Genomic DNA, 11,487 nt, shown 5'->3' on the forward strand with positions numbered 1-11,487 from the left:
CTCACCGGCGGCCGCCGATGCGGGAGCGCAGCACGTCGATGCGCTTCTGGATCTGCTCGATGCTCGCCTGCGCCACCGCGGGGCCACCGCTGATGCGGCGGAGTTCGGCGTGGATGGCCCCGTGCGGTTCGTTCGCGTGTCGGGACCAGATCGAGACGAGCCGGTGCAGCTCGGACCGCTGCTCCTTGATCGTCTGGTACATCGGGCGGTCCTCGGGTGCGGGGGCGGCCGCCTTGGGCATGCCGTCCTTCGGGGTGCGGCCCTTCGCTCGCTTCGCCTGCGTCGCCTGGCGTGCTCGGAGCAGGTCGCGCACCTGGTCGGGTTCGAGCAGCCCCGGGATGCCGATGAAGTCGAGTTCCTCGAGCGAGCCCACCTCGCCGCCGCTGCCGAACTCGCCGCCGTCGTAGAGGACACGGTCGAAGGACGCCTGCGAGTCGAGCGCCTCGAACGGCTGGACCTCGAGCAGGCTCTCCGACGCCCGGTCCTCCTTGTTGGCCTCGGCGACCATCGCGTCCTCGGGGTTGTACATCCCGTCGTCGGCGTCCTTCGGGCGGTCGAGGGCGTGGTCGCGCTCGAGCTCGAGGGAGGCCGCCAGCGCCATCAGCCCGGGCACGCTCGGCAGGAACACGCTCGCCGTCTCACCGCGCCGTCGGGCCCGGACGAAGCGGCCGATGACCTGCGCGAAGAAGAGCGGGGTGCTCGCGCTCGTGGCGTACACGCCGACGCACAGCCGCGGCACGTCCACGCCCTCGGACACCATGCGGACGGCGACCATCCAGCGGGAGGTGTCCTCGGCGAAGGCGCTGATCCGGCTCGACCCCGCCGCTTCGTCGGAGAGGACGACCGTCGGCCGCTCCCCCGTGATCTGCTGCAGGATCCGGGCGTACGCGCGGGCCGTGGTGGTGTCCGTGGCGATGACGAGGCCGCCGGCGTCCGGCACACCACGGCGGACCTCGGTCAGGCGCTTGTCGGCGGCGGAGAGGACGGCCGGCATCCACTCGCCCTCGGGTGAGAGCGCCGTGCGCCAGGCCTGGGCGGTGATGTCCTTCGTGACCTGCTCGCCGAGCGACGCCGACATCTCGTCGCCCATGCGGGTCTTCCAGCGCATCTGCCCGGCGTACGCCATGAAGAGCACCGGGCGGACGACGCCGTCCTTGAGGGCGCGCCCGTAGCCGTAGTTGTAGTCGGAGATCGAGGTGCGGATGCCCTGCTCGTCGGGGGCGTACTGCACGAACGGGATCGGCGCGGTGTCCGAGCGGAACGGGGTGCCGGAGAGCGACAGGCGACGGGTGGCCTTCGAGAACGCCTCTCTGATGCCGTCGCCCCAGGTCAGGGCGTCGCCGCCGTGGTGGACCTCGTCGAGGATCACGAGCGTCTTGCCGCCGGCGGTGATCTTCTGGTGGACCTCGGGGTTCATGCCGACCTGGGCGTACGTGATCGCCACGCCCTGGTAGTGCCGGCCGAACATGCCGTCGCCGTTCTTGAACATCGGGTCGATCCGGATGCCGACACGGTCCGCCGAGTCCGCCCACTGCCGTTTGAGGTGCTCCGTCGGGGCCACGACGACGATGCGGTCGACGGTGCCGCGGGCGAGGAGCTCGGTGGCGAGCCGGAGCGCGAACGTGGTCTTGCCGGCGCCGGGCGTCGCGGCCGTGAGGAAGTCCCGCGGCTCGGTCTCGAAGTACTTGGTGAGCGCTTCGACCTGCCAGGCGCGGAGCTTCGACGCGGTGCCCCACGCGGCACGGTCCGGAAAGGCCGGCGACAGGTTCTGCACGGCCGAGTTGCCGGCCGCTTCGGCAGCGGCGACGGCCTCGTCGTGGGCGACGACCGCGTGCTCAGGCGCTGCGGTGCCGTCGTCCCACAGGGCCGCGGGCTGGTCCCCCGCCCCTGGCTGATCGGTGTACTCGGCTGCGCTCACTGCACGAGATTCTACCGTCACCCTTCGTCCTGCCGAGCGTGCGGGACGTGCCCCTCGGGCGTGCCGCGCACCAGGGATGCCGGTCGGAGGACGCCGGCGCCGAAGCGTGCGGCGACCGCGTCGATCGTCGTCTCGGTCTCGCGCCACGGCGCGTCGTCGTCCCAGAGCGCGTTGCTCGCCGCCGCCGGCACGAGGTTCTCGCCACGGACCCCGATGAGCCGGATCCGGTTGCCCGGCCGGTGGAGCACGTCGTACAGCTCGACGGCTTCGCGGTGCAGGCGTTTGGCGACGTCGGTCGGTTCCGCGAGGGTGCGGGACCGGGTCAGCGTGGTGAAGTCGGTGTAGCGGACCTTGAGCGCCACCGTCCGCGCCTGGACGTCGGCGCGCCGGAGTCGCACGGCCACCTTGTCGGCGAGGCGCAGGAGTTCACGGGCGACGTCGTCGCGCTCGGTGAGGTCGTGGCCGAAGGTGACCTCGTGCCCGATCGACTTCTCGCCGACGCCGCTCTCGACCACGCGCGGATCACGGCCCCACGCGAGGTCGTGCAGGCGCTGACCGCCGGCCGGACCGAGCGCGGAGACGAGCGAGCCCAGTGGCGTGGTCGCGAGGTCCCCCACGGTGCGGATGCCGCGTCGCTCGAGGGTCTCCTGCGTCTTGCCGCCGACCCCCCACAGCGCCGACACGGGCTGCGGGTGCAGGAACGCCACGGTGTCGGCAGCCGGCACGACGAGCAGCCCGTCCGGCTTCGACCGACTCGACGCGAGCTTCGCCACGAACTTCGTCGACGCGGCGCCGACGGAGCAGTGCAGGCCGGTCTCGGCGTACACCGCCGCGCGGATCGCCCGACCGATCTCCCACGGGGTGCCGTACAGCCGGATCGCCCCGGCGACGTCGAGGAAGGCCTCGTCGATGCCGAGCTTCTCGACGCGGGGCGTGAAGCGGTCGAAGACGGCCATCACGGCGTCGGACTTCGCGCGGTACTTCTCGAAGTGCGGCTCGACGATGATCGCCGCGGGGCACCGGCGCTTGGCGACGGCCATCGGCATCGCGGAGTTCACGCCGTACTTGCGGGCCTCGTACGTGGCGGCCGTGACCACCGAGCGGTCGGAGTCGTGCCCGACGATCACCGGCAGGCCGCGGAGGTCCGGCCGGTCGAGCAGCTCCACCGAGGCGAAGAAGGCGTCCATGTCGACGTGCAGCACGCTCGCCGTCACGTCGTCGACGGGCGCGTCGGACACCAGTCGGTTGCGTCCGTCCTGCTTGCTCACACGGCGATGATGCCAGGACCCACCGACATCGCCCCGACGACCGTCGCGTGGTGGCGGTCGGCGAGCAGTGCGAGCGCCTCGTCGATCCGGCCGAGCGCGTGCGCGGCCGTCGCGATCGCCCGCTCGTCCGGCCGTCCGGAGGCGGCGGCCACCGCCTCGTCGAGCTGGTCGCCGACCCGGACCCAGACCGCCGTCGGCGTGGCGGACCGGGGCCCGGCCACGATGCCGTCGGCGAGCTGCGCGATCGAAACGGCGAGGCGGTCGGCCGCACCGCGCAGGGCCGCTGGCGGGTCCTGCGGGGCCGAGCCGAGCCTCCCGGCCGCCTCGCGCGCGAAGGTCGCGGCCGCCTGCAGGGAGGTGCGCGTCCTGGCGTCGGCGCGCGCCGGCCCGCCGGTCGGGAAGCGGACCATCGGACGCAGGACGGCGTCCAGTTGGTAGGTGGCGGCGTCGACCGCGCGCGACCGGGCGCGCAGCTCACGCCGGGCGCGGTCCGCCTCCGTCGTGTCGACCGCGTCCGCCTCGTCGTCGTCCTCGACCCCCACCAGCGCGAGCACGAACGCGCGGACGGCGACCAGCTGCCGGCGCACCGCGCGCCGGATGACGGCACGGGTGGCGATCGGGAACACGACCGCGCTGACGAGCACCGCGACCGCGGCACCGAGCAGGTTCTCGGCGAGCCGCATCGGGATGAGGGCGTCCGTGAAGGTGCCGGAGAACGCGTACACCTGGCAGAGGACGACCACGAGGCACGCGGCCCAGACCGAGTACACGCCGCCGAAGCCGTACGTGCCGACGGCGAGCAGGACGCACACGAACACGATCGTCACCCACGGGTGCGTCGTGCCGAGCAGGTGCACGAGGACGATCCCGACCGCTCCCCCGACGACCGTCCCGACGCCGCGGTGGAGGCCCTTCCGGATCCGCTCGTGCGTGGTGTTCGTGCCGGCGAGGACGATCATCACGCCGATGACGCCCTAGTAGAACCGGCTTCCGTCGAGCAGGAGGGCGAGCGGTTCGACGATCGCGACGGCGATGGCGGCGTGGACGGCGGTCCGGAGCGACGCGGTGAGGTGCCAGCGGCGCCACGGCCCCTCGGCGACGGCGTCCGCGACGACCGGCACGGCTCCGGCTGGACGCCCGCCGGCGAGGATCACCGGCGTGGCGAAGGGCACACCGGCACCGTGGCGGGGCAGCTCGTCGCGGAGTTCGCGCCACCGGAGTCCGGCGGACCGCAGGTCGGCGAACTCCGCGGCCATGCGGCGGACGATCGCGGTCGTCCGGGATCCGTCGTCGGCCGCCGAGGCCGTGATCCCGTAGCGGGCGAGGAGGGTGTGCGCTGCCTCCTGGCCGTGGCTGCCGCCGTGCCGGAGGACGAGCGTGACGGCCCGGAGCGCGGCGTGCCGGACGTCCGACGGCGCGCCCTGCTCGACCAGCGCCCCGGCCGCGCGGCCGAGCTCGTCGATCGCGAAGTGCGTGTCGAACACCAGGCGGTGCAGTTCCTCGGCGGTGGTGTCGGCGTCGACCCCGCTCGCGGCGAGCATGCCGTCGACCGTCAGGGCGATCTCGTGGTACCGGTCACGAGCACGTCCGAGCCGGCGGAGGGCTCGGCGGCGGGCGCGCTGGTCGTCCGCGGCGGCGCCGACGGCTCCGGCGGCCAGGACCGAGGCGGCGGCCTCGAGCACGTCGGATCCCCGGGCGACGAACCCGCGACGGGTCCGGAGCAGCGCCCGGTGCGGGTCCGGCCGGAACAGCAGGCGGACGACGATCGTCACGGCGAGGGAACCCGCGACGACGAGCCCGAGCGGGACGACACTCGTCTCGGGCAGGGGCAGCAGGAGTCCGCAGAGGTACCCGGCGAACCCGACGATCGCCGCGTCCGCCGCCCACACGCCCCACGAGGCCGCCGCGAACTGCACGAACAGCAGCACCACGATGAGGACGAGTTCGAGGAGCCGGAACGGCTGCAGGGCGATGCTCCCGGCGAGTGCGACGACGAACGGCACGAGGACCGCCCCGGTGCGCGCGGCGGTCCGGCCCGTGCTCGGGTCGACGATGACCAGGCAGGTGATGAAGGCCGGCATCGCGCCGATCATCACGCCGAGGATCGCCGGCAGGCCGAACGCCGAGGCGATCACGTACCCGACGGCCATGCCGGCCGGGACGGCGACGAGCGTGCGGAGGGCACCGTCGGTCTTCACGAGCCCGGGGTCGAGTGCGAGGGCACGGTCCGTCAGTCGCTGGGTGCGGGTCCGTCGCCGCGGGGCGGTCCGGTTCGCGGTCTCGGTCCTCGGCACGCTCCGGCCGCCTCCTGTTCGCTGGGGAGGCCAATGGTACCGCAAGCGAACTAGTTTGGGGGCGCGCGGCGGCGACGCTACGGTGCGAGCGGCCCCAGCACCGACGCCGCGATCGTCCGCGCCGCCGAGTCCCGCGACGACGGGTGGTACTGGCCCGCCCGGACGTCCCGGGCCAGGCGCGCGAGCTCGCCACCGGCCCGGTAGGCGCCACCGCCCACGACCCGCATCGCCTCGTCCACGACGTGCTGCGCCGCGTCGACCGCCCGGGCCTTCGTCCCGACGAGCAACGGGAACCACCGCTGCCCGAGGTCGTCGAGCTCGTCGACCGACCGGGCGAGCGAGGTCACCTGCAGCTCGATCGCGTCGACCGTCCCGCGCATGTCCGCGATCGCCCGGCGCACGTCCGGGTCCGCGGACCGCGGTGTCCCGTCGAGTGCCGTGCGCGACCGCACCGCCGACACCGCGAGTGACACCGCACGGGCGGCGATCCCGACGTACACCGACGCCACGAGCAGCTCGAACGCCGCGAAGACGCCGAACACGAGCGGGTCCTGGTTCGGCCCGACCGGCAGGGTCCGCACGATCCGGTCGGCCGGCACGTGCACGCCGTGCAGCTTCGTCGTACGACTCTGCGTCGCCCGCATCCCGAGGGTGTCCCAGTCGTCGAGGTGCTCGACGTCGCCGTCGGACCGCAGCACGAAACCGTGCACGAGCCGCGGCTCCGGCCCGGACCCGTCCTTGCCGAACACGCTCAGCACGTCCCACGCCGGGGCCAGCGAGGTGAAGACCTTCGTCCCCGTGAAGCGGTAGCCGCCCTCGCCGTCCGGCTCCGCAGTCGTCAACGAGTCGAAGAGGACGGCGTCGTTGCCCGGCTCGCTCACACCGAACGCGAGCAGGTGGTCGTCCGCCGCGTGGTCGGTGACGGCCTGGAGGAACGTCCCACCCCGCGCAGTGACGGCGCGCGCCGCCTGCACCCAGACCTGGTGCATCCCGAGCCCCAGCGCCGTCGCCGGTGCGGCTTCCGCGAGCCGCCGCTGCACCGCGGTCGTCGCGGCGAGCCCGAGTCCGGCACCGCCGCGTTCGACGGGCACCCCGAGCCGCAGGTAGCCGGCCGCCCGGAGTTCGTCGAGGTCCTCGGTGCAGAACGCGTTCGCGGCGTCGTAGCCGGGGGCGCGGGCGGCGATGCGCTCCAGCAGCTCGTCGCCCAGCACCGCCGCGGGGTTGGCCTTCGTCATGCCACGAGACTATGGTCCGAGGAGTGTCAGATCGTCATCCGTGGTCCAGGTACGTCGCGATCGGTGACTCGTTCACCGAGGGGATCGGCGACCCCGACCCCACCGTCCCCGGCGGGAACCGTGGCTGGGCGGACCGGGTGGCCGAGGTCCTGGCGAACCAGTCCGACGACTTCGCCTACGCCAACCTGGCGATCCGCGGGCGACTCCTGCAGCAGATCATCGACGAGCAGGTCGAACCGGCACTCGCGCTCCGTCCCGACCTCGTCACGGTGTCGGCCGGTGGCAACGACATCATCCGGCCGGGCTCCGACCCCGACGAGCTCGCCGAGCGTGTGGACGCGATGGTGTCCCGGCTGCGGAGCGACGGCGCGACCGTGGTGCTCTTCACCGGTCCGGACGTCGGCATGACCCCGGTGCTCGGGATGGTCCGCGGCAAGACGGCGATCTACAACGAGAACCTGCACGCCATCGCGCTGAAGCACGGCGCCCTCGTCGCGAACATGTGGGCACTCCGGGTCCTCCGCGACCCGAGGATGTGGGCTCCGGACCGGCTGCACCACTCCCCGACGGGCCACGCGACCGTCGCCGCCGCGGTGCTGGACGCGCTCGGCGTCGAGCACGGGCTCGAACCGTTCAACCCCGAGCCGCTCGAGGCCCGTCCGTGGCGGGAGGCCCGCGCCGAGGACCTCGGCTGGGCGCGCGAGTACCTCGTGCCGTGGGTGGTCCGGCGGATCAAGCACACGTCCTCGGGCGACGGCGTGACCCCGAAGCGACCCGAGCTGCAGGACGTCGTCGAGCACAAGTCCGACACCCCGTAGCCGCCCCGACCCGCGAAGATCCCTCGCGCTCCGACGGAACAGCCAACCATCTGCATTTGACACTCTGAAATACCAGCGGCAGAGTTCCGGTGGGCGGTACCAGTCGCCATCGGAGGGAATGCAATGAGCAAGAAGCAGAACAACGTCGTCCGTCGGGCGATCACTTCGGTGATCGCGATGACCTTCGTCGGAACACTGTTGGGGGCATCGCCCGCGGGAGCCAGCACGCCGACCGCGGTGAGAGACCGGCTGGCTGTGATCGGGGACGAGTACGAGGTCGGCGAAGAACTCTCGGCGGAAGACGCAGCCTTCGTCAAGGCGCACGCCATGAGCACGGCGGACAGCAGTGCGACGCGGGGAACCGCGTCCAACTGCTTCCGGAAGTCTGGGGCAAGCGGTGCGGGTGTGGTGGACGGCTGCCACGGTTCCGTCATCGGCGCCAGCCTCACCGTACGGTGGCAGACGGGCTACACGGCGACCGGGAACTCGAGCGTCACGAAGATCAAGGCAGCGGAACACATTCGTGCGTACGGCTTGGTCGGATCCGGTGGGGTGGGTCTGGTGTACTCATCGAACCCCTCCTCCACCGTGAACGGGCGAACCAACACGTTCTCGCGCTCGGGCTCGTTCACTGCGCTGGCTGCGTACGTCACGGTGCAGTACGACGCGACCTTCTACAAGCGGAACGGCAGCTTCAACGTCACCGGAGGGTGACGGCGTTCAGAGATCGTCCTCCTGACCCAACGTCCGAAAGGGGCTTCCACGACATGAACGAGGACTTCGCACCCATGTACCTGTCGCTGGTGTGGATCACCGTCGCGATCCTCGCCGGCGGCCACGCACGAACGCGGAACAGGTCGGCCTGGGTCTGGTTCCTGCTGACGCTCGGACTGGGACCCATCGCCGCGATGCTCTTGGTCACCTGGCCGGCGCGGGCTGAGGGACGAAATTGAGTGCAGGCGGACCTCGACGCAACCCGTCGAGGTCCGCCTGCACTGGGTGACGATCAGGCGGCTGGGCGGCGCAGGGTCAGCGGACCGTCGTGCAGCGGCTCGGTGGCCCACGACGCGGTGGCGGTCCCGGCCGCGAGGTCGATGAGAACGTGCGCGAGGTGCGGCGTCTCCACGAACCGGACGTCGACGAGCACGGTGCCGTCCGGTACGACCGCACCGCTCGCGGCGAGGGGACCGTCGACCGCCCACTCCCCCTCGCCGACCGGTACCGAGAGCGTCCCGCCGTCGACCTCGAGGGCCGCGCGCCACCGGTCGCCGTCGCGCGTGAAGCCGATCCGGTCGATGTCGTCACCGCGGAACGGACCGGCACCGAGGTCGGGGAGGCGACCGCCCTGCAACGGGGGCAGTCCCAGGGAGGCGAGCCGCGCCTCCAGGTCCGCATCCGCGGCCGCGTCGAGGTCCGCAGCGTCGACGGCGGGCAGGAGGTGCTGCCAGGCCGCGTCGAGGACGGCCTGCATGTCGAGGCTCTGGCCGGTGAGCGCGAGGACGACGTCCTGCTCCGGCAGGACGACGCAGAACTGGCCGTAGGCGCCGTCGCCGCGGAAGCCGTGGCGGGCCATCCAGAACTGGAAGCCGTAGCCCTGCGACCAGTCCGGGTTGCCCTCGTCGGGGTTCGCCACCTGCGTGCTCGTGGCGGCGGCGACCCAGTCCTCGTCGAGGATCCGCTCGCCCGCCCACACGCCGCGCTGGAGGTACAGCTGGCCGAGCGCGGCGATCGCCGACGTCGGGGCGTAGCACCCGCTGAACCCGAGCTCGGCGCCGGTCTCGTCCCGGCGCCACGCCAGGTCGTCGATGCCGAGCGGGTCGAGCAGCCGCGGGCGCAGGTAGTCGACCAGGGTGCCGCCGCTGACCCGCCGGACGATGGCGGCGAGCGTGTAGGTGCACGGCTGGTTGTACGCGAAGACGGTGCCGGGCTCCTCGTCGGGCGGCGTGAGCAGGAACCCGCGGACGAGGTTCTCCGGGTCGGCGGAGCGGGCGCGGTCGAGGGCTTCCTCGCGGTGGCCGCTCGCCATCGCGAGCAGGTGCCGGACGCGGATGCGGCGGCTGCGTTCGTCGGTGATCTCGGCGTCGAGCTCCGGGAAGTACGAGAGGGCGGTGGCGTCGAGGTCGATGAGCCCCTCGCGGACGGCGATCCCGACGGCGGCGGCGGTGAAGCTCTTGCTGAGGGAGTAGAGCAGGTGGACGCGGTCCTCGGCGTAGGGATGCCACCAGCCCTGGGCGGCCACCTGACCGTGCCGGAGCAGCACGATGCTGTGCGGTTCGACGTCGGGCGTCGACTCGAGGGCGTCGAGGAACCGGGCGAGGCCACGGGCGTCGATGCCGAGGGCGGACGGGGTGGACCGGGGGAACGTCGTCGTCACCCGTCCGACACTACGTCGCCGGGAGTCGGCGCGCGCAGCGGTTCGGTCCGTGTCCTCGTCGGTCTGTCTGAGAGTCACGGCATCTGCGTCACGGGTGCCGTCCACCGGCGCACGCCAGGATCGATCGGCAGCAGCACAGCACGGACGGCACGACGGCACGAGGGGGTCCGATGACGACGGCGGACCACCCACGGAGACGACCGACCACGGCGGTCTGGGCGCTCCTCGTCGCCGTCGCCACCGGCCTGCTCGCGTGGGTCCGCATCGGGAGCCCGGCCCGCGGCGTCGCCTGGGCGGAGGACTCCGGGCGCTTCCTCACCGACCGGCTCACCCTCGGTCCGGTGCGTTCGGTGTGGCACCCGTACGACGGCTACCTGCACGTCCTGCCCCGGCTGGTGGTCGACGCCGCCGTCGCGCTCGGGCGGATCGACCTGTACGCGCTGTCCGTCTCGGCGATGTCGTGCGCGGTCCTCGGCGCGGTGTGCGGCACCGTCTTCGTCCTGGCGCGCGGCGTGGTGCGGGCCTGGCCGCTCCGGGTGCTCCTCGCGGCCGTCCCTGCCCTCGTTCCGCTGGCGCCCGTCGAGATCGCCGGGACCGCGGCGAACCTGCACTGGTACCTGCTGTTCGCGGCGCCGTGGCTGCTCGCCCACCGTCCGCGGAGCTGGTGGTCGTCTGCGTGGACCGCCGTCGCGGTGGCGGTCGTGACCACGAGCGAGATCCAGGCCGCCGTGTTCCTGCCGCTCCTGCTGCTGGGCCGTCGGCAGCGTCGGGTCATCCCCGTCGCAGCAGTCGCGGTGCTCGGTGTCGCGGCACAGGTCACGGCAGCGCTGACGCACCCCCGTTCCGCCACGCACCGGGGTGGCATCACCTCGTTCCGGGACATGACCGCCGGGTTCGTCGCCCAGGTCGTCGGCGGCAGCGGGAACGCCGACGTGCGTGCGGTCGGGGCGTCCGTCGCCGCCCACGGCTGGTGGGTCGTCACCGTGCCGGCCGTGCTCCTCGTGGTCGCGGTCGTGGCCGCCCTCGTCCTGGCGGACTGGCGGACCCGGTGGATGCTCCTCGCCGTGAGCGTCGGCGCCGGCGTCGTCTGGTACGCGGCGCTCATCGTGAACCGGACGCCCGGCACGACGTGGTCCTCGTTCACCCCGGCGGCGTGGGCGGGCACGGCTCCCCTGCGGTACGCGGCTGCGTCGTCGATGTTCCTGACCGCGGCGGTCGTCCTCGCCGCCGACGTGTTCCTCGCCCGCGCACGGTGGTCGTGGCGGGCAGCCGGCGCTGTGCTGGTCGTGGCCTCGCTCGTCGCGTTCATGGCCGGGGCCGGGGCGGTGCCGCTCCGCGAGCACGGGCCGCAGTGGTCCGCCGAGATCGAGCAGCGAGCGTCGTACTGCGCGGCGCACCCGGGCGACACCGTCCGGGTCGGCGCGATGCCGCGGATCGCGGGGTGGGACGCCACCGTGCCGTGCGCGATGGTCGAGCGCGCCGTCGGCCGGTGAGGGCTCAGGCGCCGCGGCGCGCGTCGGCCGGGTCGCGGGGCGGCGGGCTGGCCGGGTCGCGGGGCAGTGGGCTGGCCGGGTCGCGGG

10 protein-coding genes are annotated in these 11,487 nt (G+C 73.1%); 4 read left to right on the forward strand and 6 right to left on the reverse strand.

Features of this window, described 5'->3' with window-relative positions:
- Nucleotide 1: 1 nt before the first annotated feature.
- From JSX79_RS09865 to JSX79_RS09885, 5 genes are all read right to left on the reverse strand, one after another.
- On the reverse strand, nucleotides 2–1,918 hold the full coding sequence (locus JSX79_RS09865) for a DEAD/DEAH box helicase (protein ID WP_374115176.1): 1,917 nt from the start codon (nucleotides 1,916–1,918) through the stop codon (nucleotides 2–4).
- 17 nt (nucleotides 1,919–1,935) lie between these two features.
- A complete protein-coding gene (dinB, locus tag JSX79_RS09870) occupies nucleotides 1,936–3,186 on the reverse strand; it encodes a DNA polymerase IV (protein WP_071296323.1) in 1,251 nt (416 codons plus the stop codon).
- Nucleotides 3,183–4,145, reverse strand: a complete 963-nt coding sequence (locus tag JSX79_RS09875; protein WP_229085998.1) for an FUSC family protein — start codon at nucleotides 4,143–4,145, stop codon at nucleotides 3,183–3,185. The genes dinB and JSX79_RS09875 overlap by 4 nt, the downstream gene beginning before the upstream one ends.
- 15 nt (nucleotides 4,146–4,160) lie before the next feature.
- A complete protein-coding gene (locus JSX79_RS09880; RefSeq protein ID WP_229085981.1) occupies nucleotides 4,161–5,480 on the reverse strand; it encodes a hypothetical protein in 1,320 nt (439 codons plus the stop codon).
- Between the two features lie 77 nt (nucleotides 5,481–5,557).
- A complete protein-coding gene (locus tag JSX79_RS09885; protein ID WP_229085983.1) occupies nucleotides 5,558–6,715 on the reverse strand; it encodes an acyl-CoA dehydrogenase family protein in 1,158 nt (385 codons plus the stop codon).
- Between the two features lie 23 nt (nucleotides 6,716–6,738).
- Here JSX79_RS09885 and JSX79_RS09890 point away from each other — a divergent pair, with 23 nt between their 5' ends.
- From JSX79_RS09890 to JSX79_RS09900, 3 genes are all read left to right on the forward strand, one after another.
- Nucleotides 6,739–7,533, forward strand: a complete 795-nt coding sequence (locus tag JSX79_RS09890; RefSeq protein WP_229085985.1) for an SGNH/GDSL hydrolase family protein — start codon at nucleotides 6,739–6,741, stop codon at nucleotides 7,531–7,533.
- Between the two features lie 123 nt (nucleotides 7,534–7,656).
- Nucleotides 7,657–8,247, forward strand: coding sequence for a hypothetical protein (locus tag JSX79_RS09895; RefSeq protein ID WP_229085987.1), 591 nt, complete (start codon nucleotides 7,657–7,659; stop codon nucleotides 8,245–8,247).
- Nucleotides 8,248–8,300: 53 nt separating this feature from the next.
- Nucleotides 8,301–8,486, forward strand: coding sequence for a hypothetical protein (locus JSX79_RS09900; protein WP_229085989.1), 186 nt, complete (start codon nucleotides 8,301–8,303; stop codon nucleotides 8,484–8,486).
- 53 nt (nucleotides 8,487–8,539) lie between these two features.
- On the opposite strand, the gene JSX79_RS09905 is transcribed toward JSX79_RS09900, so the two are convergent.
- Nucleotides 8,540–9,907 (reverse strand): serine hydrolase, encoded by a 1,368-nt coding sequence (locus JSX79_RS09905; RefSeq protein ID WP_229085991.1) that lies wholly within the window; start codon nucleotides 9,905–9,907, stop codon nucleotides 8,540–8,542.
- Between the two features lie 170 nt (nucleotides 9,908–10,077).
- On the opposite strand from JSX79_RS09905, the gene JSX79_RS09910 reads away from it, so the two are divergent.
- Nucleotides 10,078–11,400, forward strand: a complete 1,323-nt coding sequence (locus tag JSX79_RS09910) for a hypothetical protein (RefSeq protein ID WP_229085992.1) — start codon at nucleotides 10,078–10,080, stop codon at nucleotides 11,398–11,400.
- Nucleotides 11,401–11,487: the final 87 nt, after the last annotated feature.

Origin of the sequence: Curtobacterium sp. GD1, assembly GCF_020882855.1 — a bacterium.
Lineage (GTDB): Bacteria > Actinomycetota > Actinomycetes > Actinomycetales > Microbacteriaceae > Curtobacterium.

Bases quoted from the DNA above. Each gene is read 5' to 3' on its own strand.
- JSX79_RS09875 (WP_229085998.1), bottom strand. From the start codon at position 4,145: ATGATCGTCCTCGCCGGCACGAACACCACGCACGAGCGGATCCGGAAG.
- JSX79_RS09885 (WP_229085983.1), bottom strand. From the start codon at position 6,715: ATGACGAAGGCCAACCCCGCGGCGGTGCTGGGCGACGAGCTGCTGGAG.
- JSX79_RS09895 (WP_229085987.1), top strand. From the start codon at position 7,657: ATGAGCAAGAAGCAGAACAACGTCGTCCGTCGGGCGATCACTTCGGTG.
- JSX79_RS09900 (WP_229085989.1), top strand. From the start codon at position 8,301: ATGAACGAGGACTTCGCACCCATGTACCTGTCGCTGGTGTGGATCACC.
- JSX79_RS09910 (WP_229085992.1), top strand. From the start codon at position 10,078: ATGACGACGGCGGACCACCCACGGAGACGACCGACCACGGCGGTCTGG.